The 22,812-nt window shown below is 56.6% G+C and carries 23 protein-coding genes; 16 read left to right on the forward strand and 7 right to left on the reverse strand.

The genetic code is table 11. The annotated features are described in order from the left end of the window. Positions 1-195 precede the first annotated feature (195 nt). A complete protein-coding gene (gene ampD / locus ACEPPP_RS08430) occupies positions 196-750 on the forward strand; it encodes a 1,6-anhydro-N-acetylmuramyl-L-alanine amidase AmpD (RefSeq protein WP_374090613.1) in 555 nt (184 codons plus the stop codon). Between the two features lie 19 nt (positions 751-769). On the opposite strand, the gene ACEPPP_RS08435 is transcribed toward ampD, so the two are convergent. Further along, positions 770-1,132, reverse strand: a complete 363-nt coding sequence (locus tag ACEPPP_RS08435) for a DUF4870 family protein (protein ID WP_374090614.1) — start codon at positions 1,130-1,132, stop codon at positions 770-772. A gap of 158 nt (positions 1,133-1,290) precedes the next feature. Here ACEPPP_RS08435 and ACEPPP_RS08440 point away from each other — a divergent pair, with 158 nt between their 5' ends. From ACEPPP_RS08440 to ACEPPP_RS08460, 5 genes are all read left to right on the forward strand, one after another. Then, the gene (locus ACEPPP_RS08440) at positions 1,291-2,247 is read left to right on the forward strand and encodes a DMT family transporter (RefSeq protein WP_374090615.1); all 957 of its coding nucleotides are present in this window, start codon (positions 1,291-1,293) and stop codon (positions 2,245-2,247) included. A gap of 128 nt (positions 2,248-2,375) precedes the next feature. After that, on the forward strand, positions 2,376-2,585 hold the full coding sequence (locus ACEPPP_RS08445; protein WP_005374401.1) for a cold-shock protein: 210 nt from the start codon (positions 2,376-2,378) through the stop codon (positions 2,583-2,585). A gap of 643 nt (positions 2,586-3,228) precedes the next feature. Further along, entirely contained in the window at positions 3,229-3,867 is a 639-nt protein-coding gene (nth, locus tag ACEPPP_RS08450) for an endonuclease III (protein WP_374090616.1), read from the forward strand. A gap of 128 nt (positions 3,868-3,995) precedes the next feature. Continuing rightward, positions 3,996-4,484, forward strand: a complete 489-nt coding sequence (locus ACEPPP_RS08455; RefSeq protein ID WP_374090618.1) for a HugZ family protein — start codon at positions 3,996-3,998, stop codon at positions 4,482-4,484. Between the two features lie 75 nt (positions 4,485-4,559). Continuing rightward, complete coding sequence (locus tag ACEPPP_RS08460) at positions 4,560-5,312, forward strand: HAD family hydrolase (RefSeq protein WP_374090619.1); 753 nt, start codon at positions 4,560-4,562, stop codon at positions 5,310-5,312. Between the two features lie 61 nt (positions 5,313-5,373). On the opposite strand, the gene ACEPPP_RS08465 is transcribed toward ACEPPP_RS08460, so the two are convergent. Continuing rightward, positions 5,374-5,844, reverse strand: a complete 471-nt coding sequence (locus ACEPPP_RS08465; RefSeq protein WP_374090620.1) for a hypothetical protein — start codon at positions 5,842-5,844, stop codon at positions 5,374-5,376. A gap of 226 nt (positions 5,845-6,070) precedes the next feature. Between ACEPPP_RS08465 and ACEPPP_RS08470 the strand changes: the two genes are divergently transcribed. Continuing rightward, positions 6,071-6,547: a hypothetical protein gene (locus tag ACEPPP_RS08470; RefSeq protein ID WP_374090621.1), complete on the forward strand. Its 477-nt coding sequence runs from the start codon at positions 6,071-6,073 to the stop codon at positions 6,545-6,547. Continuing rightward, a complete protein-coding gene (locus tag ACEPPP_RS08475) occupies positions 6,540-7,730 on the forward strand; it encodes a (Fe-S)-binding protein (RefSeq protein ID WP_374090622.1) in 1,191 nt (396 codons plus the stop codon). The genes ACEPPP_RS08470 and ACEPPP_RS08475 overlap by 8 nt, the downstream gene beginning before the upstream one ends. Positions 7,731-7,802: 72 nt before the next feature. Here ACEPPP_RS08475 and speD read toward each other — a convergent pair whose 3' ends face one another. The 4 genes from speD to ACEPPP_RS08495 all read right to left on the reverse strand — a co-directional run bounded on the left by speD (position 7,803) and on the right by ACEPPP_RS08495 (position 10,236). Beyond that, positions 7,803-8,612, reverse strand: coding sequence for an adenosylmethionine decarboxylase (speD, locus tag ACEPPP_RS08480; RefSeq protein ID WP_374090623.1), 810 nt, complete (start codon positions 8,610-8,612; stop codon positions 7,803-7,805). A gap of 4 nt (positions 8,613-8,616) precedes the next feature. Further along, complete coding sequence (locus ACEPPP_RS08485) at positions 8,617-9,036, reverse strand: OsmC family protein (RefSeq protein WP_024298784.1); 420 nt, start codon at positions 9,034-9,036, stop codon at positions 8,617-8,619. A gap of 471 nt (positions 9,037-9,507) precedes the next feature. Next, the gene (locus ACEPPP_RS08490) at positions 9,508-9,870 is read right to left on the reverse strand and encodes a hypothetical protein (RefSeq protein WP_374090624.1); all 363 of its coding nucleotides are present in this window, start codon (positions 9,868-9,870) and stop codon (positions 9,508-9,510) included. 183 nt (positions 9,871-10,053) lie between these two features. Then, positions 10,054-10,236, reverse strand: coding sequence for a hypothetical protein (locus ACEPPP_RS08495; protein ID WP_374090626.1), 183 nt, complete (start codon positions 10,234-10,236; stop codon positions 10,054-10,056). A 705-nt stretch (positions 10,237-10,941) separates the two neighbouring features. Here ACEPPP_RS08495 and zwf point away from each other — a divergent pair. The 8 genes from zwf (at position 10,942) to ACEPPP_RS08535 (ending at position 22,238) form a co-directional block, all read left to right on the forward strand. Further along, complete coding sequence (zwf, locus tag ACEPPP_RS08500; RefSeq protein ID WP_374090627.1) at positions 10,942-12,408, forward strand: glucose-6-phosphate dehydrogenase; 1,467 nt, start codon at positions 10,942-10,944, stop codon at positions 12,406-12,408. A gap of 183 nt (positions 12,409-12,591) precedes the next feature. Continuing rightward, positions 12,592-14,412 (forward strand): phosphogluconate dehydratase, encoded by a 1,821-nt coding sequence (gene edd, locus ACEPPP_RS08505; protein WP_374090628.1) that lies wholly within the window; start codon positions 12,592-12,594, stop codon positions 14,410-14,412. Positions 14,413-14,660: 248 nt separating this feature from the next. Beyond that, the gene (locus tag ACEPPP_RS08510; protein ID WP_374090629.1) at positions 14,661-15,668 is read left to right on the forward strand and encodes a GlxA family transcriptional regulator; all 1,008 of its coding nucleotides are present in this window, start codon (positions 14,661-14,663) and stop codon (positions 15,666-15,668) included. Between the two features lie 121 nt (positions 15,669-15,789). Then, entirely contained in the window at positions 15,790-17,583 is a 1,794-nt protein-coding gene (locus tag ACEPPP_RS08515) for a hydrogenase maturation protein (RefSeq protein WP_374090630.1), read from the forward strand. A 10-nt stretch (positions 17,584-17,593) separates the two neighbouring features. Further along, positions 17,594-18,451, forward strand: coding sequence for a response regulator (locus tag ACEPPP_RS08520; RefSeq protein ID WP_374090631.1), 858 nt, complete (start codon positions 17,594-17,596; stop codon positions 18,449-18,451). 19 nt (positions 18,452-18,470) lie between these two features. After that, positions 18,471-20,405 (forward strand): MHYT domain-containing protein, encoded by a 1,935-nt coding sequence (locus ACEPPP_RS08525; protein ID WP_374090632.1) that lies wholly within the window; start codon positions 18,471-18,473, stop codon positions 20,403-20,405. 7 nt (positions 20,406-20,412) lie between these two features. Then, the gene (locus ACEPPP_RS08530; protein WP_374090633.1) at positions 20,413-20,775 is read left to right on the forward strand and encodes a response regulator; all 363 of its coding nucleotides are present in this window, start codon (positions 20,413-20,415) and stop codon (positions 20,773-20,775) included. Between the two features lie 14 nt (positions 20,776-20,789). Next, entirely contained in the window at positions 20,790-22,238 is a 1,449-nt protein-coding gene (locus ACEPPP_RS08535; RefSeq protein WP_374090635.1) for a response regulator, read from the forward strand. Between the two features lie 83 nt (positions 22,239-22,321). Here the strand turns inward: ACEPPP_RS08535 and ACEPPP_RS08540 are convergent, their stop codons facing one another. Beyond that, positions 22,322-22,708, reverse strand: a complete 387-nt coding sequence (locus ACEPPP_RS08540; protein WP_374090636.1) for a hypothetical protein — start codon at positions 22,706-22,708, stop codon at positions 22,322-22,324. Positions 22,709-22,812 lie beyond the last annotated feature (104 nt).

A 22,812-nucleotide genomic window follows, 5' to 3' on the forward strand; every position in this document is an offset into this window, starting at 1 on the left:
CTTTACCTTTTCTTAACAGAATACCCCGTAGCGGTTATGTCTCATGACGGGGACCTTGTAGCTTGGAAATACGGCATCGGATGGGGTAATATCCTTGCTAAAATGAAAACCGTTATGCCAGGTGCAGAGGCCTTGCCCGACTTTCGGTCGTAGCGTTGCAAAATGAATACTTTCCTCTATGTTCTTTAAATTTTAATGACAATCGACCACCACTGGCTCACCGAAGCCATGCGAATCGCATCGCCCAATTATGATGACAGACCTGACCCGGACGATATTTCGCTGATCGTGATCCATTGCATCAGCCTGCCGCCGGGCGAGTTCGGCCGCGCCTACATTGACCAGTTATTCTGCAACCGACTGGACCCGGCGGCGCATCCGTATTTCGAGAGCATTCATCGCTTGCAGGTATCGGCGCATTTGTTGATCAAACGCAATGGTGAAATCACGCAATACGTTGCGTTCGACAAACGCGCCTGGCACGCCGGGGTTTCGTCGTATCAGGGACGCGAACGCTGCAATGAATTTTCGATCGGGATTGAACTGGAAGGCGCCGAGGATATTCCTTACACCGAAGCGCAATATAGCATGTTGGCGGCGGCGATAACCGCCTTATTGAAGGCCTATCCGAAGCTGTCGAAGCAACGCATCACCGGCCACAGCGATATAGCGCCGGGACGCAAGACCGACCCCGGCGCGGCATTTGATTGGGCAAAATTGCAGCAACTGCTGGATGCGGCTGTCGGCTGAGCCGCGGCGGAAACGCAGGCTATTTATAGAGGTGCTCGACCGGCTTTTCTGCAGTCCATGCCATCCAGCCGATCACAATCCGGTAAACCAGCAGCAAGACAATTGGCAACAAGAGAAAATAGCCGATGCCGGAAAACATCAAAAACCCGGCCACCGCAAATCCTGCCAAAGTAATCCACACCGTATTGATCTGCCATTCGAAATGCGACTCGAGCCAGGTCCCCTTGACCTCGTCCCGCTTCATGAAATTGATCACGATGCCTATCAGCAAGGTCACGCCGGCAAATCCGAACGCCAACACCTGGCATAGGTAGACGATCCCGGTCAGTGTTTTTAAGGACGCCATTTTTTCGGCATCGTCTGGTTGCTTCGATTCGCTCATGGTGAACTCCTGCGTCAGTGATAAAGTCTGTCGGTCATGCCGCTAGGCAACGTCCGAACAGGGTGTTTTCAACACTAGGTTAGTCGTAAAATGCCGCTTAAAGTTTCCCCAGCATCTTAACATCCATCCATTGCCTCAAGCCATCCTCTCCATTCATCATGCGTATCGCGATCGCCTATCTCAGTGTTGTTTTACTATGGGCCACGACCCCGTTGGCAATCAAATGGAGCGGCGAAGGCCCAGGTTTTCTGTTCGGCGTGACCGGACGCATGGTGATCGGCGTCGTCTGCATCGGCATCGTATTGTTGCTCAAGAAACAGCGTCTGAGTTGGCAGCGCAAGGCCAGACAGACTTATCTGGCGGTCGCGTTGCAGGTCTACGGATCGATGATCGTGGTCTACTGGGCCGCGCAGTTCATTCCGTCCGGCTGGATTTCGGTGCTGTTCGGCCTGACGCCGATGATCACCGCCTTGCTGGCCCGCCTCTGGCTTGGGCTGCGCGAACTGAATTTCAGCAAATTGCTCAGCTATCTGCTCGGCGTCGGCGGCCTGACGCTGATGTTCGGCTCGGCACTGACGCTGGGCCGGGATGCCGTGCTGGGTATCGCGGCGGTCATTTTTGGCGCCTTTCTGCATTCGTTCAGCGCGTTATGGATCAAACGCATTGACGCGGGACTGCCGGCATTGAATCAAGTCGCCGGCGGCCTGCTCTTCGCCTTGCCCGCCTATTTGTTAACCTGGGGCGTTTTCGACGGCGAATGGCCAAGGCATTTCACTCCGGCCAGCGTTATTTCGATCGTTTATCTGGGCGTGATTGCAACGACCGGAGGCTTCGTACTGTATTATTATTTGCTGATCCGGCTTGCGGCGACGCGCGTGGCACTGATCACGCTGATTTCGCCGGTGCTGGCGCTGCTGCTCGGCCATGCGGTCAATGATGAACCGATCACGCCGAACGTGCTGGCCGGCGCCGCATCGATATTCTCCGCCCTGTTGCTGCACGAAGTTGCCGGAAAACGCCGGTCCAGAGCCCGCGCGGAGGCACGCGCTGCGGCCTCCGAAAGCCCTAACGGCGGCAACCGGCCTGCGCTCAAGCGGCCTAGTAGATACCGTTAGTGAAATAGTTCTGCCCAATTCCCAAATTTAGTGCTACTATGAAGACTCTATTAAAGAGTGAGCCGGAGGGTTTATCCGTCCGGATGTTTTGCGCCAAGATAATTGGCGGTTTTTCAGAAGAGTATTTTATGTCAGATCTGGTTACAGGCACCGTTAAATGGTTCAATGATGAAAAGGGCTTTGGTTTCATCGCCCAGGAAGGTGGCAAGGATGTTTTTGTTCACCACAGCGCGATTAACGGCACTGGCCGGAAAACGTTACGCGAAGGCCAAAAAGTCACGATGAAAGTGACTCAAGGCCAAAAAGGGCCGCAAGCCGAGAATGTAACGGCTGTCTAAACCAGATCAAACCCGCCCAAGAGCATCTTAGGCGGGTTTTTTATTATGGTTTGACTACCTCGGTACACCGAGGTCGCTGATTCCTTAGCCGCCCGACGGCATCGGCGAATCCGCCAATGCCGTCGGGTTATTTGCGCACGCGCATCATCCCGTCTCGAACGCTGATGACTCAGGCAGGGCAGCGAGCAACGACAGAGCGTCCCCTTCCCCATCTGCCCAGGCATTGCGTCTCGCAGAAGGCAGCGGCGTGCTCATCGGTAGAGTTACTGCCGCGCGGTAGCGTCCGAGCCGAAAACTTGCACCTCCAAAAAAACCACCGTTCACCCGACAAGCGGATACTCGCGCTTACCTACGGCATCGCCGCAACATCATGAGTTCGCGATATCAACGCCGTTGTGTCGCCATACCGCCAAAACTCGACCGCTCATGGGACATTCGGTTCGCGGAAGCCAACGCGATCTCGAGCCCTCACTCGCTCCGTTACCCCAAAAATCACCCTGCGCCGGCAAAACGCTGCCGGAGAGACTGAGAGAGCGCACGGATTTGTTGTAGAATGACCAGCTTTTGGGTTCCGCCCGCGGCAAGATGCCCGATCGCGCCGCTTCCCCGCGCAAAACCCGCAAACCAAGCATCGAAGCCTTCCATGAATGCAAGCAAACGACTGGCGATTTTTGACCGGCTGGCCGAGGCGACCCCCGAACCGACCACCGAACTGCAATACAGTACGCCGTTTGAGTTATTGGTCGCCGTCGTCCTGTCCGCCCAGGCGACCGACAAAGGCGTCAATAAGGCCACCGCCAAACTGTTTCCGGTTGCGAATACCCCGGAAGCCCTTCTGGCGCTCGGCCTGGACGGACTGAAGGAGTTCATCAAAACGATCGGCCTGTTCAACAGCAAGGCCGCCAACATCATCGCGCTGTGCCGCCAGCTTCTCGACCTGCATCACGGCGAAGTGCCGGCCACGCGCGAAGCCCTCGAAGCGCTGCCCGGCGTCGGGCGCAAGACCGCCAATGTGATTCTGAACACCGCCTTCGGCCACGCGACGATCGCGGTCGACACGCATATCTTTCGCGTCGCGAATAGGACCGGCCTTGCGCCCGGCAAGAACGTGCGCGAAGTCGAAGAAAAACTCGATAAATGGACGCCCGGAAAACACAAGAAGGACGCGCACCATTTATTGATACTGCACGGCCGTTATACCTGCACGGCCCGCAAACCGAAATGCCCCGTCTGCGTGATCGAAGACCTGTGCGAATACCGGGACAAAACCCCGAGCCTCTGAGCGGAATGCAGATTGATAACTGAATCGCTAAAGCCGCTCCCACTCCGCATCGCGCCAATCCAATTGGCAACCTGCGAGCGATCCGTTATGATTGCAGGCTTGCACAGGCCACTCCTGCCGCCGCCCTTATGACCGAAAACCCGCACGACGCCGCCGACGCTTACCGGCAATTGCTCGATGTACAGCAAACGCTGTTGCTGTCGACCTGTTCCGCCGATGCGCAGCCGGACATCAGTTATGCGCCTTTCGTGCGCGATGTCGAGGGGCATTTCTACATCTTCATCAGCGCATTGGCCAAGCACACCCGCAACCTGCTGCAAAATCCGAAGGCCTCGGTCCTGTTCATCGAACCGGAAGCCGGCTGCCGCAACCTGTTCGCACGGGCCCGCATCGTTTTCAACTGCCGCGCCAGGACTATTGCCTCGGACGAGCCTGCCTATGACCGCCAACTGCTGGCGCTGGAAGACAAGTTCGGCAATGTGGTGGCGCTGCTGCGCACCCTGCCCGATTTTCACCTGATTGAACTGATGCCCGAAAGCGGGCAGTATGTCGCCGGCTTCGGCAAGGCCTATGCGATCGATTTGCAGAATAATACCCTGCGTCATCTCGGCAGTTAGCGCCGATGATGCCCTGTATTTTCATTCATGCCTGCCGCCGCAGGCCGTTTCCTCCCTTTGATTTTTGACACCACAATGAACGACTCAATCGTCTATGCGCTCGATTTTGACGGCGTACTTTGCGACAGCGCGGTGGAAACCGCGATGACCGGCTGGAAAGCCGCCGGCGAACTCTGGAACGACATGCCGAAGGCCGTTCCGACTATCCTCATCGACCAATTCCGGGCGGTCAGGCCGCTGATCGAGACCGGCTTCGAGGCGATATTGGCGATGCGACTGTTATTTCTGGGCGAGACCGTTGCCGGCATTTACGGAGATTACGCGACCAAAAGCCAGCGCCTGCTGGAAGAGCGGCAGGTCAGCACCGACACACTGAAACATCTGTTCGGCGCAACCCGCGACCGCTGGATTGCGGCCGACCCAGCCGAATGGATCGCGATGAATCCGCTGTTTGACGGCATCGCGGAAAAACTGCGAAGACTCGGCAAAAAGAGCCCCTGGTATGTGGTGACCACCAAGCAGGAACGTTTCGTCAAACAGATCCTGCAGGCCCATGCGATTGAACTGGAAGACGAGAAGATTTTCGGGCTGGACCGCAACCTGAGCAAGCCCGAGGTGCTGAAGGGGCTGTTGCAAAGCCATCCGGCCCAAACGCTTTATTTCGCCGAAGACCGCCTGCCGACGCTGCTGAACGTCAGGAAACACGCGGAACTGGATCCTGTGAAACTGATTTTCGCGTTATGGGGCTACAACACCCCCGAGGATAAAACGCTCGCCGCATCGCAGCCTTTCATGCTGCAAGGGCTTGAGGATTTCCTGGAAGCCTAGGCCTGGCCTTTTATCGGAGGGGCAAAGCCCCTCCGATAAAAGCATTGTGCTTCTAAAAGCCTCAGGGTCTGCCGAAGAGCTGCGGTTCTTTAGGCTGCTGCTTTGCCTGCAGGCAATGGTACGCCGCATTTTCGTACTTGATCACCAAGGACTGGGTATTTTTATGTTCGTCGAGGAATTTTTCGGCTTCTTCGGCGGTCAGGTTTTTCATCATGAAGGTCGCGATGCACATGCAGGGGCCTTCCCAGCGCGCCTTATCGGCTTCCTTGTCGGTCGATTTTTTCAACTCCCGATCGACGCATTGCGCCGCAAAATCGTGCTCGAATTTGTGTTTTTGCACATCGGTGACCGGCACATCATGCGTGTGATCGAACGGATTGTGCACATCGCCGACTGTCTGCATCTTTTCGGCTTCGCGCGCGCTCGGCGCCTGTTTGCCCTCGTCGTCCGAACAGGCCGTCAGCGTGAAGGCCAGCACCAGGCCGGCGCAGGCGGCCATCCAGGCAGGTTTATTCTGTGTTGAGTTTTTCATATTGAGATCTTCGCGGTTTCGTTATTATAGTCATGAAGGCGCCCGACCACTTGTGGCTGAATCCCGGCAAGCCGTTCTGTAAAAATGCTGAACTTTATCACTTTCTCAAGGCTTGATCTACTTTCCTCGCCGATAAAAAATCAGCTCGCAGAAAACACCCGCTCCAACCGGCCGCCGGCGTGAAGGTCTGGTATCATAAACATCCGCTCAATGCTCAGGAATAAGGATGCTGCCGCAACTCGATACCACCCAAATCAACTCGGATCTGATGCTTCACCGCTCGATCATGGCGATCATGGCGGCCTGTTTGGCGGCCGTCGTCACGCTTTGCATCCTGCAAGGCGAACCCTGGCGTCTGCATTGGCCCGAAGAGCGCCTGACCACCTACCGCACACTGTTTTATGCGCTTGCGATCATCACCTTTCCGCTGACGAATCTGATCCGCTATATTCAAGTTCGCCTATGCCAAACGATGCCCGGAGACAAACCCGCAAAGCGCCGTTATCTGACGCCCGTGATCGTGTCGCTGGTGCTGGTCGAAAACATCGGCTGGCTGGGCGTGGCGCTATTCCTGCTCGGCGACGGTCTCAATACCCTATCAATCTTTGCAGGCCTTGCCGCGCTCGGCTTCATTTTGTACCGCCCCAAACCGTCCGAATATCTGAGCATCGTCGACGCGCTGGCGCGTAAAGACGATGCATGAACTGTTAAAGGATGCCGACCTTTGCGTCAAATGCGGACTGTGCCTGCCGGATTGCCCGACCTATGCGCAAACCGGCAACGAAAACGAATCGCCGCGCGGCCGCATCGCGCTGATTCAGGGCTATGCGGGCGGCCATCTGGACGCGAGCCCGGCCTTGCTCGCCCCTATCGACCACTGCCTGTTATGCAGGGCGTGCGAAAAAGCCTGTCCGGCCGAAGTGCCCTACGGCCGGCTGATCGACCGCTTTCGCGCTCGCACCCGCGCCTTGCGGCCTTTTTCGCCGGCCGTGGCGCTGCTCAAACGGATCGCGATCAATCCCACGCTTAAGCGCTGGGCACAAGCGGGCCTCCGCTTCCACCAAAGCCATGCGCTCAAACGGCTCGGCCTGCTGCGCTTGCTGAATTTAGGGGCGATCAATCGGCTGCTGCCCGCCGAGAACATCCCCGCAGAACCGCTCAAAAGCGACTACCCAGCCTCCGGCAACGCCAAAGGCGAGGTCGGCCTGTTCACCGGCTGTCTCGGTGCCCTGCTGGACCCTGCAACGCTGCACGCGGCAATCCAATGCCTGACCGCGGCCGGTTTCGCCGTTCACATTCCTGCCGAACAAACCTGCTGCGGCGCGCTCGCGCAACATGACGGCGACGCGGATATAGCGGATCAACTGGCCAAGATCAATGGCCGCGCCTTCGCGATGCCAAACCTGAGCGCGATCGTAACGGTCGCCTCCGGCTGCGGCGCGCAGCTGAAAGACTGTCAAAATGCCGATATGACGAGAAAGGTGGTCGATGTGAGCCGGTTTTTAGCCGAAAACGCCGATTTTTCGGACCGACTCATCCCGCTTGCTGCCACCGTCTGCCTCCATACCCCGTGTTCGCTGAAAAACGTGATGCGCGAGGAACAAGGCGCTTTGGCTTTATTGCGGCAAATTCCCGAACTGAAGGTGATCGAGCTGCCGAAAACAACGCATTGCTGCGGCGCGGCGGGCAGTTACGTGTTGAAATACCCCGAAATGGCGGATACGCTGGCGGATCAGGTACTGGAAGCGGTCATCGCGACGCAAGCCGACACATTGATCACATCGAATATCGGCTGCGCGCTGCATCTGGCGGCCGGATTGAAGGAGAGAGGAAAAACCATACAGGCGCTGCACCCGCTGGTATTGCTGGCGCGGCAACTGCCGTGAACATTGCGCAGCGCCTCGATGAGGCGTTGCTGTCGGCGTTCCCAGGCAGAACATGAGAACGCCCAAAAGCGCTTAATCCGCCACCTTGATCTTTTTACGGCGATAGTTGTGTCCGTAAAAAATTTCGGTGACTTCGGTTTGCAGCTTCTTTTCGATTTCCGCTTTTTGAATCTCGTTCAAATTGCTTTCTTTTTCGAACAGGTAATTTTCGAGCTCGAACTCCTTCAACATCATCTTGGTGTGGAAGATGTTTTCCTGATACACGTTCACGTCGATCATCTGATACAGTTCCTGCGTATCCTTCGCGATATAGTTCTGGATCGAGGTGATGTTGTGATCGATATAATGCTTCTTGCCGGTGATGTCGCGGGTAAAGCCGCGCACCCGGTAGTCCATGATCACGATGTCCGACTCGAAGCTGTGAATCAGATAATTCAGCGCTTTCAACGGGGAAATGCGGCCGCAGGTCGACACGTCGATGTCCGCCCGGAACGTGCTGATGCCGTTGTCGGGATGGCTCTCGGGGTAGGTGTGCACCGTGATATGGCTTTTATCGAGGTGAGCCAGCACGGTGTCGGGCAAGGGGCCCGGCGTCTGGCTGTTCATGTTGCCGGGCGGCATCACATCGCCTTCCGAAATCAACATCGTCACGCTGGCGCCCTGCGGCTCGTAATCCTGATGCGCGATATTCAGGATCTGCGCGCCGATGATGTCGGCCACATCCTTCAAAATTTGCGTCAGGCGGTCGGCATTATAGGCTTCATCGATATACCCGATATAAGCCTGCTGCTGCTCGGCCGGTGCATAACAAACATCATAGATATTGAAACTCAGCGACTTCGTCAGGTTGTTAAAGCCGTGTAATTGCAATTTGTTTTTCAATTCATTAAACCTCGATCACTTCAAAATCATGGGTGATTTCCACCCCTGCCTTACCCAGCATTATCGATGCGGAGCAATATTTTTCCGCCGACAATTTGACGGCTCTTTCGACCACCGCTTCCTTCAAATTGCGGCCCTTGACGATGAAATGCAGGTGAATTTTACTGAACACGGCCGGCACCGCATCGACGCGTTCGGCCGTCAGTTCGGCCACGCAATCGACGATGTCATTCTTGCCCTTTTGCAGAATCTGCACGACATCAAATGACGAACAGCCGCCCACGCCCAGCAACAGCATTTCCATCGGACGCAAGCCCATATTCCGTCCACCGTGGTCGGGCGGACCGTCCATCACGACCGCGTGACCGCTGCCGGATTCGCCGACAAACATCACGCCGTCAACCCATTTGACAGTCGCTTTCATTGCTTTTTTATCCCCGATAAAAAAAGACGCATAGAGTAGCACAGAAATGCGGATTGACAGAGATTCGATATTGATTTTTTTGTCAAAATCCCCTACGGCATCTATTCACTCTAATGCAATGAATCGGAAGGGAATACATCGAAGCTTAAGCCCTACCTTTTCACGCCTTCTTCTCCAACGTGAAGGGAGCTCACGCCGGATATTCTGAATAAAATCGGCCAAGAGCGGAAGTTCGGCTCACATCGCCTCAAATCGAGGGTCAAGGCATGCTGCCAGCATAAACCGGATGAGTGACAGGAAGATGAAATATCAACTTGCCCACACAAGCCTCCGCCAGGAGGATAGCGCAAGCCGAGGGCTTTGAGGGATACAGGAAGGATCGGCGCGAATTTATTTTACATGAGGGGGGATCATGCAAATAAATCCGCGCCGATTGCTGTTGGCAGGAAAAATTAACCGGTAAAGGGCGGTTTAGCTCTTGCCCGGAATCAGACCCGCCGTGCCGGGTTTCAGGCGCTTGCAGGTCACGACGACATCTTCGACGTGGCATTGTTTTTTACCCGCATCGGCGCCTGTACATTCCGTACAAACGGGCTTACCATTGTCTTTGACTTCGGAAACATACCAGCCGTAGCCCTGGGTTTGGCAAAAACGTTTGCTGTAGTTATTAATATTATATGGTTTGGTCGCTTTCGCGATCGCTTCAGACTCGGCCGCGCAACCGGGCGAAGGCAGGGTGTTGGCCATCAAGTCTCTGAAAATGTATTCGGATGCCGAAGCGCCGCCGGAAAATACGGCCAAGGCGACGATCAGCCAAGTAAAATTACGTTTCATAGTTTCTCCTATTCGGAATGTTTAAGAGCTAAACTGCGCTCCATCTTGACCGAACATGAAGCCGATCAATAAAACGCGCATGCAGCCAAATGCGTCGCACACCGTCACCGCGCCAATCACTCCCGGCACGGCCGAGTTAAATTGGCGCGCTTTTCCGCTAGCACAACGACAGCGTGTCAAGAATCAATTCAGCACGCGAATATTCATGGATGTTTTTTCATCATCCGCCAATTGTTTAATAGGTTCGTATTTTTCGTTTTCGCTTTGCTTAACCATCAGGATACCGGTCACGATCACGAATACCGCGCAACCTACATACATCCAAAACCGGTCTTTAACTTGTACTTCTTCGCCAATACTGCTCATACTGTCCACCTCGAATAGATAACCATTAATTATTGTGCCTTGAATCCGCCTGTAGCGTGTTTATTCAACCCTCAAGCCGACTTGGCTGCAGAGCGGATCACGTCCCGGTGATCCGTGTTTGGCAACCATTTGACGCCCAATCGCCTCAACGTTCCTTGCGCTACACCGGCATTCCGGCCGGCGGGGTTACAACGGATAAACCCAGGTTCATGCGAAAACTTGTCAGAAACCCAGCCCCTGAATTGTTCCTCGCTGCAACACGTCATTGACGCCGTTCGGGCGCTCACTACATAATTGGAGTAACTCTCAATCCAAGATTCATCCCGAATCCATTCTCCTCATCGCGGCCAGCGTTTATATTTGTTATTTTCGCTCATTACGCCGCCGCGACCCGCACAACGAAAACTATCGCCATTTCCAATAGTAGTGAATCGATACTATAGTTGCAGTTATCCGCCGTGTCAATAAATTTCGAATCGAAATCATAGAAATTCAATTTCTCCCGAAAAACTTCTGCTCGCGCCTTCCGAAGCGGATCGAAAACCGGCGCATGGCGGCCGCCGCATTGACCTCGCCGAAGCAAGCCGCATTGCAATGAGTACGGCGGCAAAGGCGCTTTTCTGCGATAATACCGCCGCCCGTTTAATCCCTGATTGACTGAAAACCTGGCAATAATCTCCACTTGACTCGGTAAAACCATCTCCAATGAAGGACAAAAAATTCAAACCCTGCGATCTGGTTATTTATGGCGCCCTCGGCGATTTAACCCGGCGCAAGCTGCTCATTTCGCTGTACCGCCTCGATAACGCCAATTTGCTCGAACCCGATACGCGCATCATCGGCGTCGACCGGCATCCTGGCGAAGGCGCTTTCTACATCGATGTGGCGCACCAGAGCCTTAAGCAATTTTTGAATGAAAAACTGGACGAAGACGTCTGGAAACGCTTTTCGGGCCGGCTGTCCTATCTGCAGATCGATTTGACCCAGATGGAGCAGTATCAGCGCCTGCATGAGGTGATCGATCAACAAACCCGGGTGATGGTCAATTATTTCGCGGTCGCGCCGTTTTTATTCAAGCCCATCTGCCAGGGCCTCGATCAATCCGGCATCCTGACGCCCGCGGCGCGGATGGTGATGGAAAAGCCGATCGGCCATAACCTGAAGTCCTCGATCGAAATCAACGACGAGGTCGCGAAGGTATTCAACGAAGACCAGGTTTACCGGATCGATCATTACCTCGGCAAGGAGACGGTGCTGAACCTGTTGGCCTTGCGTTTCGCCAATTCGATCTTCACGAACAACTGGGACCACAACACGATCGACCATATCCAGATCACCGTCGCCGAAGACATCGGCATCGAGGGGCGCTGGGAGTATTTCGACAAGACCGGTCAGCTCCGCGACATGGTGCAGAATCATCTGTTGCAAATCCTGACCTTCATCGCGATGGAGCCGCCGGCCAACCTGGAAGCCGAAAGCATCCACAACGAAAAGATCAAGGTGCTGAAAGCATTGCGGCCGATCACGATCAAGAATGTCGACGAGAAAACCGTGCGCGGCCAGTATACGGCCGGTTATATAAAGCACAAACCGGTACCCGGCTACCTCGAAGAAGAAGGCGCGAATGTCGACAGCACGACCGAAAGCTTCGTCGCGATCCGTGTCGATATCGACAACTGGCGCTGGGCCGATGTGCCGTTCTATCTCCGCGCCGGCAAGCGCATGCACAACAAGCGCACCGAGATCGTAGTCTATTTCAAGCGCGTCCCGCACAACATCTTCAAGGACAGTTATCTGCGCCTGCCGCCGAACAAGCTGGTGATTCATTTACAGCCGAACGAAGGCGTCGAAATCGAGATGCTGAACAAGGTGCCCGGCATCGACGAAAACCTGAAGATCCAAAAAACCAAGCTCGATTTGAGTTTCTCGGAAGCCTTTAAAAACAGCCGGATTTTCGGCGGCTACGAAAAGCTGGTTCTGGAAGCGATGCGCGGCAATGCGACGCTGTTTTTGAGCCGCGAGGAAATCGAGCAGGCCTGGACCTGGATCGATTCGATCCAGAATGCCTGGGCGAAGTCGCCGGAAAAACCGAAGCCGTATCAGGCCGGCACCTGGGGGCCGATTGCGGCCGATCTGTTGCTCGATCGCGACGGGAGGGCCTGGGAGGGTTGAGCCGAAGCGCCGGACGTGGCATGCTGCCCTGTCCGCAGGGTTTGAACGAAACGTTGGGGCGTGCATCGCGCCCCGTTGCAATAAACCCCATCGATGGAAAAAGGTGCGCGATGCGCACCCTACGAATTATTCATTAGCATTGGCGCGCTTTTACAAGGTGTCGCCGCACAGTAGGTACTCACTATGCATCCAGTCATTGAAAAAGTCACTCGCGACGTGGTCAAACGCAGCCGCGAAAGCCGCGCGATTTATCTTGCCCGCGTCGATTCGGCGGTCGAACAAGGCCCGCGCCGGCTGACGCTCGGCTGCGGCAACCTCGCGCACGGTTTCGCGGCCTGTTCCGCGGCCGAAAAATCCGATCTGGCCGGCCCGCAAAAAGCGAACATCGCGATCATTTCCTCGTACAACGACATGCTGTCCGCGCATGAGCCTTACAAGGACTCGCCCGAACTGATCAAGCAGGCCATCCGAGAAGCGGGCGGCGTCGCCCAGTTCGCGGGCGGCGTGCCGGCAATGTGCGACGGCATCACCCAAGGCCAGGCCGGCATGGAACTGTCGCTGTTCAGCCGCGACGTGATCGCGATGGCGACTGCGGTCGGACTCAGCCACAACATGTTCGACGGCGCACTTTATCTCGGCGTCTGCGACAAGATCGTGCCGGGCCTGTTGATCGGCGCCTTGACCTTCGGCCATCTGCCGGCCGTGTTCGTGCCGGCGGGCCCGATGACCAGCGGCATCACGAACAAGGAAAAATCGCGCGCCCGGCAAAAGTTCGCCGAGGGCAAAATCAGCCGCCAGGAACTGCTCGAATCCGAATCGAAATCCTATCACGGCCCCGGCACCTGCACCTTCTACGGCACCGCGAACAGCAACCAAATGATGGTCGAGATCATGGGCCTGCATCTGCCCGGCTCCTCGTTCATCAACCCTTACACGCCGCTGCGCGACGAACTGACCAAGGCCGCCGCCCAACAAGTGCTCAAATTTACCGCGCTCGGCGACGACTTCCGCCCGATCGGCCACGTGATCAACGAAAAGGCGATCCTGAACGCGATCATCGGCCTGCTCGCGACCGGCGGCTCGACCAACCACACGATGCACCTGATCGCGATCGCGCGCGCGGCCGGCATCATCATCAACTGGGACGATTTCGACGCGCTCTCAAGGGTCGTACCGCTGTTGACCCGCATCTATCCGAACGGCCCGGCCGACGTGAACCACTTCCAGGCCGCCGGCGGCATGGGCGTATTGATCGCCGAACTCCTGGCCAACGGCCTCCTGCATGAAGACATTCTGACCATCGCCGACGGCAAGGGCATGCACAACTACACCCAGGAGCCGAAACTCAAAGACGGCCGCTTGGTTTGGGAACCCTGCCCTGCCGCCTCGCTCGATACCGAAGTGCTCAGACCCGTCGCCGCGCCTTTCGACGCCTCCGGCGGCCTGCATGTGATGCACGGCAACCTCGGCCGCGGCGTCTCGAAGGTGTCTGCGGTCAGCAAGGATCACCGCGAGGTGCAGGCGCCGGCCGTCGTCTTCGACGATCAGGACGACATGATGGCCGCGTTCAAACGCGGCGAACTGGATCGGGATTTCATCGCGGTGATCCGCTTCCAGGGCCCGAAATCGAACGGCATGCCGGAACTGCATAAACTGACGCCACCGTTGGGCCTCTTGCAGGACAAGGGTTACAAAGTCGCGCTGATCACCGACGGCCGCATGTCCGGCGCTTCCGGCAAGATCCCTTCGGCTATCCACATGTGCCCCGAATGCGCTGACGGCGGCCCGCTCGCGAAAGTCCGCAACGGCGACATGATCTATCTGAACACCGAAACCGGTGAAGTGAACGTGCTGGTCGACAAGGACGAGTTCAATGCGCGCAAACCCGCGGTGAATAGCGCGAAAGACCACCATCACGGCATGGGCCGCGAACTGTTCGCGGGCTTCCGGCTGAACGCCTCGTCCGCCGAAACCGGCGCGACGAACGTGTTCGTTTACGACTAAGGCAAATCCGTCTCTCCCTTCGAGATAGGGAGATGATCGGCCAGGAGCGTGGCGGGATCAATATCCCGCCACGCTCAATTCTCCTCCCTTCTCCCGCACAAACCATTCTTCCGGCTATCAGCCTGGAGCTTGTCAGGAATTAACTCCGCATTAAGATTGTCCGAAATTGTGGGATTTTTGTCTCTTATCCAGCAAAAAAATGTAGCACTCTAATCACCAGTCCAAAAAGAGCCATGGGGGATATGTCGATGACCCACGCCAAACAAGCGCTTACGCAGCAGCATCGCCATATCGCGATGGTGGTTTACCCGGACTGCGAAATCGTGGACGTGACAGGCCCGATGGACGTGTTTTTTTTCGCCAATTACGCGCTGCGTCTGTCGGGACAAATTGCCGAAACCGAGTCGGTCTATTCCTTGTCGCTGATCGCGGAACAGGCGGGGCCGGTCAAAACCGCATCCGGCATGCGGATTCTTGCGGATTATGCTTATGACGACGTTCCAGGCGACATCGACACCTTGATGGTCACCGGAGCGCCATTTTCGGTTGCTTCCTGGACTGATCGGAGGCTATCCCGCTGGCTGCCGGGCATGATGCCCAAGGTCAGGCGCATGGTTTCAATCTGCACCGGCGCGTTTGTGTTGGCCGAAAGCGGCTTGTTGAACCATCGCAAGGCCACCACACACTGGCTGTTCTGCGAGCAACTGGCGAGCCAATACCGGAACGTTCAGATCCTGCCCGACAAAATCTTCGTCCGCGACGGCAGCATTTATACGTCCGGCGGCGTGACTGCCGGCATCGATCTGGCCTTGAGCCTGGTCGAAGAGGACTGGGGCTGGGAAGTCGCCGCGAGCGTCGCGCGCGGCATGCTGATCTTCATGCGCCGTCCTGGCGGACAATCGCAATTCAGCGGTTTCGCTTTTAACGAGGCGAAAACCCGCAAGGATTTTCGCGAATTGCAGGCCTGGATCGTCAGTCATCCAGAAGAAGACCTGAGCGTCGAAGTACTCGCAGATCGCATGGCGATGAGCCCGAGAAATTTCTCGCGCGTTTTTTGCCATGAAATCGGCATGACCCCGGCAAAGTTTGTCGAGAGAACGCGTCTCGAAGCCTCACGCAACATGATGTTGCGCACTGACCTATCGATGGAAAGCATTGCCGGCAAGTGCGGTTTCAATAACGCCGAACAAATGCGCCGGACGTTTCAACGGTTTTTGAATATTTCTCCCCAGGAATATCGGGCAAATTTTAAATAAACCGGGCAGAAATCGCTTGATTTCCGAGTTAGTTTGTTGCTCGCATCCTTCCAGGCAGACCGAAGCAAACGCCAGCTTACCGACCTGACCCGCCATAACAAAAATCAGAGGTGCAACCATCATGAGAATTTTACTGATTTCATCATCCTACAACGGCCTGTGCCAACGCGCCCATGTGGAACTGGAAGCCTTGGGTCATGATATTTCGATTACGTTGGCATTGAGTCCGGACGATGTCAGAAAAGGCGTGACACTTTTTCAACCCGATCTGATCATTTGTCCGTTCTTAAAGGAAAAAATCCCCGAGGACGTATGGAGCAAACACCATTGCTTCATCATCCATCCGGGCATCAAGGGAGACCGGGGGCCGTCGTCGCTGGACTGGGCGATCATGAACGACGAACAGGAATGGGGCGTGACCGTGTTGCAGGCGGTCGAGGACATGGACGCCGGCGAAATCTGGGCGAGCGAGACGTTTCCGATGCGCCAGGCCAGCAAGGCCGGCATCTACCGCCGCGAACTGACGCAGGCCGCGATCAGGGCGATGCTGCTCGCGGTCAAGCGCGTCGAGTCCGGCAGCCACCGGCCCGAACCGCTCGATTATACGAATCCCGATGTGCGCGGCGAACTGCGACCCTTGATGAAACAAGAAGAGCGCCGGATCGATTGGGAGCGCGACCATGTCGCGACGATCATCAAAAAAATCAACGCTGCCGACAGCGCGCCCGGCGTGCTCGATCAGATCGACGGGCAGGACTACTATCTGTTCGGCGCGCACGAGGAAAGCCTGCTGCAAGGCTGGCAGCCGGGCGCGATCATCGCGCAGCGCCACGGCGCAATCTGCCGCGCGGCGATCGACGGCGCGGTATGGATTTCGCATCTGAAGCGCAAGCACGGCATCAAAATCCCGTTCTACAAGCGCTTCCTGTCGCATGACCGGCATTTCGATTTCAAATTGCCGGCCGCGAAGGTGCTCGGCAGTATGCTGAACGACACCCCCGAATCGCCGATCGATCCATTATTCAGCGGCACCGAGCCGACCTTCAAGGAAATCTGGTACGAGGAAAAAAACCAGGTCGGCTATCTCCATTTCGATTTTCACAACGGTGCGATGTCGACCTCGCAATGCCGCCGCCTGCTCGAGTCTTACCGCCTGGCGCTGGCGCGACCTACCCAGGTGCTGGTATTGATGGGCGGGCGCGATTTCTGGTCGAACGGCATCCACCTGAACGTGATCGAGGCGGCCGAAAATCCGGCCAACGAATCCTGGCGCAATATCAATGCGATCGACGACTTCGTGCTCGAAGTCCTGACCACCGAGAACAAACTGACCGTGTCCGCGGTCTGGGGCGGCTGCGGCGCGGGCGGCGCGATGGCGATTCTGGCCGCAGACAAGGTCTGGGCGCGCGAAGGCGTGATCTTCAATCCGCATTACAAGACGATGGGCCTGTACGGCTCCGAATACTGGACCTATTCGTTGCCGAAGCGGGTCGGGCCGGTCAAGGCGCTGGAACTGACCGAAACGCCGCTGCCGATCGGCACCAAAAAAGCCAAGGCGATCGGTTATATCGACGAGATTTTGTCCGACCATTACGAGGAATATCTGCAGCAGGTCAGGTGCAAGGCCGAAGCCCTGGCCGCAGACCCGCAGTATCCGCGTCTACTCGAAGAAAAGCGCAATCTCCGGCACAAGGACGAGCGCGTCAAACCCCTGGCTGCCTACCGCGCCGCCGAACTGCAAAAGATGAAAATCAACTTCTCCGGAAAATTTTACGGCGGCGAAGTCAATTATCACGAAGCCCGCTACAACTTCGTGCATAAGGTCCGGCCGAAAGAAACCGCGGCCTATCTGGCCAAACACATGCGTCTTGATGCCGTCAAGCTCAGCGAGCTGCGGCAACCTTTGGCTTATTAAGGAGGCCGCCATGTTTTTCAAATACTGGCCGGTGCTGCTGGTCGACGACGAACCCGATGTGCTGGCGGTTTCAAGGCTGGCGATCAAAAACTTCGAAGTCTATGGCCTGCCGCTGAAAATCTATACCGCAGGCAGCAAACAGGAGGCGATCGCGCTGATCAAGGACGATGTCGAGGTCGGCTGTTCGCTCGCGGTCGCGCTCCTGGACGTGGTGATGGAGACCGAACGCGCGGGACTCGATCTGTGCGATTACATCCGCAACCACCTCGGCAACAAGCTCACGCAGATCTATATCCGCACCGGCCAGCCGGGCATCGCGCCGGAACGCGAAGTGATCGATCGCTACGATATCAACGGTTATTTCACGAAGGTCGAGACGACCGAGGACAAGCTGTATTCACTGCTCAAGAGCAGCATCCGCCAATATCTTGCCTACGGCATGGCGCTGGCGACGGTCGACTTGGCGAACAGCCTGATCGAGGCGGCCGGATCGCGCCGGAAACTGCTTTATGCGCTGTCGCCGATCGGCGGCCTGAGCCCGGAACAGGCCGAAACGCCGCGCTGGCTGATCATCGACGGCGAGGTGCTGTTTGCCGACGAGATCGATGCCGATCGCGGCTTGCAACTGCTGGAGCGGCTCGGCGGCCTTGAAGGCATGCCGTTGAATCCGGCCGGCGATCGCTATGTTCAGGACAGCCAGGGTTATTGGCTGATCGAAGTGAAACGCAGCCCGACCCAGGCACAGGTCGCATTTTTGTTCAAAAGCCGGTTTACGCCGCCCGAACTGATCGTGAGCCTGATGCACGGTTTCGTCAAACAACTCGCGGTGCTTTGGCGGCAAAGCCGCGCGGACATCCTGGTGCACTGACTGCCGCCCGCAAGCCGTGATGCAGCATTATTTCTACGACGGCAGGGATTTAAGCCAGGCGTTGAAAGCGGATTACGACAACGGGCTCGTCGTGCTGTCGATCGCGATCGTCAGTCTGGCCTCCTATGCGGCGCTGAGCGTCGCGGGCCGCATCCGTGCTGCCGAGTCCGACGGCAAACGCCGCATCTGGCTGTTGGCCGGCGCATTCACGATGGGCGGCGGCGTCTGGGCAATGCATTTTATCGCGATGCTGGCGCTGAGACTCCCGCTTGCGGTCAGCTATGACGTCTCGATCACGATCCTCTCCACCACCCCGGTGATCCTGTCCAGCTATGCAATGCTGGAAGTGATCAGCCGGCCCAAAATCAGCCAATCGGTCGTGTTGGCCAGCGTCGCGATGGGGCTCGGCATCGGCGCGATGCACTACATCGGCATGGCGGCGATGCAGGGCATCAGCCGGCAATTGATCATGCTGTTCGAGCCGAAGCTGTTCGCGCTGTCGATCCTGATTGCGCTGGCACTCTCCGGTGTCGCGTTGACGATCGATTTTTTGATCGGCCGCAACAAAAAAGGCGCTCAGGCGTTTTGGGCCAAAATCGGCGCCGCGCTGACGATGGGCTTCGCGGTGTCGGGCATGCATTACACCGCGATGGCGGCGACCTATTTTTTTGCCGGCGAGGCTTCACCGGACTGGACGCAAAGCTCGCTGAATCCCGCGGCGCTGGTGTTTTGGGTATCCTTCACGTCGGTTTTGATCGCCTCGCTCGCGATCTTCATCACGATCGTCGACCGGCGCATCCAGCAGGCAACGTATGAGGAAGCGGTCAGCCGCTCCCGGATGCGCGAGGCGATCGAAAGCATCGCAGACGGTTTTTGCCTGTTCGACATGGAAGACCGCCTGGTCGAATGCAACCAGCGCTACCGCGAAATCATGAATTTCGGCACGCCGATCATGCCGGGCATGTCGTTCGAAGCGATCATGCGCGGAGCGGCCGAAGCCGGTTTGATTCTCGACGCCGACGGACGCCTTGAAGACTGGCTGAACGAACGGGCGACACGCCACCGCACGCCGCGCGAAAACTTTGTCGAACATTTCATCGGCGACCGCTGGATGCGGGTCAGCGAAAGGCGGGTCTGGAATACCGGCACGGTCGCGATCCGCACCGACATCACCGAACTCAAACAAACCGAAATCGAGTTGTCGAAGGCGATCGCGGAAGCGCAAAAGGCGCGCGCGATCGCCGAGGAAGCGAACAGCGCCAAAAGCGCATTTCTGGCCAACATGTCGCACGAACTGCGCACGCCGATGAATGCGATCATCGGTTACAGCGAAATGCTGCTCGAAGACGCCAGGGAGTCGGAATCTCACACGATCAGTGATTTGATGAAGATCCACGCATCGGCAGTGCACCTTCTGGCCATCATCAATGAAATCCTCGATCTATCCAAAATCGAAGCCGGCAAAATGGAATTGTGCCTCGAAGTGATTCATTTGCCTTCGGTGATCGACGAAGCGGTCAATACGGTGCGCCCGATCATCGACAAAAATTCGAACAAACTGTTCATCCACTGTCCCGACAGCCTGCCGGCGATCAAGGCCGATGCGATCAAACTGCGGCAAATCCTGCTGAACCTGCTCAGCAATGCGGGCAAATTCACGCACGCAGGCGAAATCGATTTCAGCGTCGCGGTGGAGGCCGCGTCCGCAGACGGCTGGATCGTCCTGCAAGTGCGCGACACCGGTATCGGCATGAGCCGGGATCAGGTCGACAAGGTTTTCGCCGCGTTCACGCAAGCCGACAATTCGACCACGCGCCAATACGGAGGCACCGGCCTCGGCCTCACGATCACGAAGAAATTTTGCGAAATGATGGGCGGCACGATCGCGATCGACAGCGAGCCGGGCAGAGGCTCCGTGTTTATCGTCAAGCTACCGCTGGCGCTCGGCGACTGAGGGCGGGATGAGCAAAATCCTGCTGGTCGAAGACAACGAATTGAACCGCGACATGCTGTCGCGGCGGCTGCTCAAGCATGGCTTCGAAATTGCGACGGCGGTCAACGGCGAGGAAAGCGTACACTTGGCCAAATCCCTATTGCCCGATCTGATCCTGATGGACATGAGCCTGCCGGTGATGGACGGCTGGCAAGCATCCGCGCTGATCAAGGCCGATCCAGTCACCCAAAACATTCCGGTGATCGCGCTGACCGCCCACGCGATGGGCGAAGACCGGCAAAAGGCCCTGAATGCCGGCTGCGACGAATACGACACCAAGCCGATCGATCTGGCGCGATTGTTGGCCAAAATTCGGCTGTTCGTGACCTAAGAGAACTCGCTGCGATGAAAGATGCACACATCCACCATGACCTGCTTACCGCGCTGAACCAGATCATCGGCTATGCCGAGATGCTTGCCGAGGATGCCGGCAGCGAAGGGCAACAAAAACGCTGCGACGATCTCGGCATCATTCGCTGCGCCGCGCACGGCATCGTCCAGCGCCTGAATCAGCTTTTTTGCGGCGCACCGATAAATTGCGAGGCGTGTATCGAATGCGCCCCGTCTCCGACAGACTCCGCCGATAGCCCCGCCACCATCTTGAACGAAAAGATAGGAAACGAGCACATCCTGGTGGTCGACGATGACCCGCATAGCCGGGCGCTGCTGGCGCGGCTACTGCAGTGCCGGGGTTACCGGATCGATACCGCCGCTAACGGCGTCGACGCCTTGACGCATCTGGCCGATCAAGCGTTCGACCTGATCCTGCTCGATGTGATCATGCCCGAAATGGATGGCTTGGCCTTGTTGACAAAGCTGAAGGGCGATAAAGCCTTACGGCACATCCCGGTCATCATGCTCTCGGCCTGTACCGAGATGCATCAGGTGATCAAGGGCATCGAACTCGGCGCGGAGGACTATCTGCCCAAGCCGTTCAATTCGACCCTGCTGAAGGCCCGCATCGGCGCCAGCCTCGAAAAAAAACGCCTGCGCGTCCAGGAAATGCAGTTGATCAGCCAGGCCATGCAGGCGGAGGCCGCGCTGGACCGTCATCGCGCGCTGACCCAGGCGGTGGCCGGCGTCGCGCATGAAATCAATACGCCGCTCGGCATCGTGCGCACTGCGCTCAGCGTGATTCAGAATCGCCTGTCGCGGACTCGCATTCAAGCGCTGTTCAAATCGAACCCGGAAGACGAGGAATTGCTGCAAGACATACAGGATGCCTCCGCGTTGATGATCAAACATGTTGAGAATTCGCACCGACTGGTCGAAAACTTTAAAAAAATCGCGGCCGATCAAGTCGTCGAGCAAGCGGAAACGGTCAACCTCCCTGAAGCCGTGCAGGATGCGGTCGATCTTTTCAAACTCAGCGCCCGGGAAGCCAAACTCGATATTGCGCTCGATGTATCCGGCATCCAGGATGCCGTGGAATGGCACGGCCATTCGGGCTATCTGCGGCAGATCCTGCTGAATTTTTTACAAAATATCGAACGCTACGCCTATCCGGGCGGACAGGGCGGCAAAGTCGAGATCGCCTTGACCGACGGGAGGGAGCCAATGCAAGGCGAGCCTCAGTTCACACTGACGGTCCGCGACCATGGCGCCGGCATTGCTAGCGAACACATCGCCAAACTATTCGAGCCTTTTTTTACGACAGGCCGGGGCCAGGGCGGCACCGGTCTGGGCCTTGCGATTGTGAACAATATCGTGACGTTGGCGATGCGAGGAAAAGTGACCGTCGATTCCGAACCAGGCTCGGGAACCTGCTTTACGGTCACCTTTCCGAAAAGCTGAACCATTCAATTTCTGATTGATTCAGCTCGCCCTAACATTTAGAGGGGGCCGGCGAGAGTTTTCCTCGCCGCACAGGTAGTCCTTTAGTGGGTCTTGTCGTAGATTGCTTTCATTTCCTTAAAAGAAGCCAGCCCTTCTCTCAAACTTTGTTCCGCTGGCTGGAGATTGCCGGCTTTCAAATCGTTTTGGGCGCGAACCAGCATGTTAACGGCTTTTTGACGTTGACGTTCGGTCACCTCGAAACGAAACTCTTTTTGTTGTTGACGCGCGGTGCCGATGGCTTTATTGACAGCCTCGTTATCTCCGCCTTTTTCCATCAAGCTTAAAGCCTGCTCGAGGCTGGCAATAGTGTTTACAACGGCAGTCGTTACCGCTTCTTCGCCGGCTGGTTTAGAAAATGCGGCGGGTGATACGCTGGAAATTGCGGCCGCCATGGTCAAAGAAACCAGGATTTTTTTGAAAGAATTCATTGCGATTATTAAACCTAAATAATTGAGAACAGTAATGTTTATATAACCATTAACATGAGACTTTAGGCCAAAAGCGCAAATCCAGATTAACCGACTATATAAGT

The organism is Methylomicrobium lacus (assembly GCF_041897535.1).
GTDB classification, from domain to species: Bacteria; Pseudomonadota; Gammaproteobacteria; order Methylococcales; family Methylomonadaceae; genus Methylomicrobium; species Methylomicrobium lacus_A.

Excerpts from the sequence above, each read along its gene's own strand:
- ampD (WP_374090613.1), top strand. The coding sequence starts at position 196 with ATGACAATCGACCACCACTGGCTCACCGAAGCCATGCGAATCGCATCG.
- ACEPPP_RS08435 (WP_374090614.1), bottom strand. The coding sequence starts at position 1,132 with ATGAGCGAATCGAAGCAACCAGACGATGCCGAAAAAATGGCGTCCTTA.
- ACEPPP_RS08440 (WP_374090615.1), top strand. The coding sequence starts at position 1,291 with ATGCGTATCGCGATCGCCTATCTCAGTGTTGTTTTACTATGGGCCACG.
- ACEPPP_RS08445 (WP_005374401.1), top strand. The coding sequence starts at position 2,376 with ATGTCAGATCTGGTTACAGGCACCGTTAAATGGTTCAATGATGAAAAG.
- nth (WP_374090616.1), top strand. The coding sequence starts at position 3,229 with ATGAATGCAAGCAAACGACTGGCGATTTTTGACCGGCTGGCCGAGGCG.
- ACEPPP_RS08455 (WP_374090618.1), top strand. The coding sequence starts at position 3,996 with ATGACCGAAAACCCGCACGACGCCGCCGACGCTTACCGGCAATTGCTC.
- ACEPPP_RS08460 (WP_374090619.1), top strand. The coding sequence starts at position 4,560 with ATGAACGACTCAATCGTCTATGCGCTCGATTTTGACGGCGTACTTTGC.
- ACEPPP_RS08465 (WP_374090620.1), bottom strand. The coding sequence starts at position 5,844 with ATGAAAAACTCAACACAGAATAAACCTGCCTGGATGGCCGCCTGCGCC.
- ACEPPP_RS08470 (WP_374090621.1), top strand. The coding sequence starts at position 6,071 with ATGCTGCCGCAACTCGATACCACCCAAATCAACTCGGATCTGATGCTT.
- ACEPPP_RS08475 (WP_374090622.1), top strand. The coding sequence starts at position 6,540 with ATGCATGAACTGTTAAAGGATGCCGACCTTTGCGTCAAATGCGGACTG.
- ACEPPP_RS08485 (WP_024298784.1), bottom strand. The coding sequence starts at position 9,036 with ATGAAAGCGACTGTCAAATGGGTTGACGGCGTGATGTTTGTCGGCGAA.
- ACEPPP_RS08490 (WP_374090624.1), bottom strand. The coding sequence starts at position 9,870 with ATGAAACGTAATTTTACTTGGCTGATCGTCGCCTTGGCCGTATTTTCC.
- ACEPPP_RS08495 (WP_374090626.1), bottom strand. The coding sequence starts at position 10,236 with ATGAGCAGTATTGGCGAAGAAGTACAAGTTAAAGACCGGTTTTGGATG.
- zwf (WP_374090627.1), top strand. The coding sequence starts at position 10,942 with ATGAAGGACAAAAAATTCAAACCCTGCGATCTGGTTATTTATGGCGCC.
- edd (WP_374090628.1), top strand. The coding sequence starts at position 12,592 with ATGCATCCAGTCATTGAAAAAGTCACTCGCGACGTGGTCAAACGCAGC.
- ACEPPP_RS08510 (WP_374090629.1), top strand. The coding sequence starts at position 14,661 with ATGACCCACGCCAAACAAGCGCTTACGCAGCAGCATCGCCATATCGCG.
- ACEPPP_RS08515 (WP_374090630.1), top strand. The coding sequence starts at position 15,790 with ATGAGAATTTTACTGATTTCATCATCCTACAACGGCCTGTGCCAACGC.
- ACEPPP_RS08520 (WP_374090631.1), top strand. The coding sequence starts at position 17,594 with ATGTTTTTCAAATACTGGCCGGTGCTGCTGGTCGACGACGAACCCGAT.
- ACEPPP_RS08525 (WP_374090632.1), top strand. The coding sequence starts at position 18,471 with ATGCAGCATTATTTCTACGACGGCAGGGATTTAAGCCAGGCGTTGAAA.
- ACEPPP_RS08530 (WP_374090633.1), top strand. The coding sequence starts at position 20,413 with ATGAGCAAAATCCTGCTGGTCGAAGACAACGAATTGAACCGCGACATG.
- ACEPPP_RS08535 (WP_374090635.1), top strand. The coding sequence starts at position 20,790 with ATGAAAGATGCACACATCCACCATGACCTGCTTACCGCGCTGAACCAG.
- ACEPPP_RS08540 (WP_374090636.1), bottom strand. The coding sequence starts at position 22,708 with ATGAATTCTTTCAAAAAAATCCTGGTTTCTTTGACCATGGCGGCCGCA.